A 278-nucleotide genomic window follows, 5' to 3' on the forward strand; every position below is an offset into this window, starting at 1 on the left:
GCTTACAAGGTGTAAAAGACAAACGTAAGCTGGATGAAGTGGTTGAGCGCTCACTGCGTGGTGCTGCTTTATGGGATGAAGTGAAAGACCGCTTACATGACAGTGCATTTGGTTTATCGGGTGGTCAGCAGCAGCGTCTGGTTATAGCCAGAACCATTGCTGTAGAACCAGAAGTTCTTCTACTGGACGAACCCGCTTCTGCCTTGGATCCTATTTCAACCCTGAAGATTGAAGAGCTGATTAACAAGCTCAAATCCAAGTTCACCATTGTCATTGTT

At 46.0% G+C, this 278-nt stretch carries 1 protein-coding gene; it reads left to right on the forward strand.

Going from position 1 to position 278, the window contains the following annotated elements; translation table 11 throughout:
* Nucleotides 1-278 (forward strand): phosphate ABC transporter ATP-binding protein (locus CWC16_RS19635; protein ID WP_138542705.1); only part of this gene is annotated, 278 nt, incomplete at both ends.

It is taken from the genome of Pseudoalteromonas sp. S3776 (assembly GCF_005886915.1).
Taxonomy (GTDB): domain Bacteria; phylum Pseudomonadota; class Gammaproteobacteria; order Enterobacterales; family Alteromonadaceae; genus Pseudoalteromonas.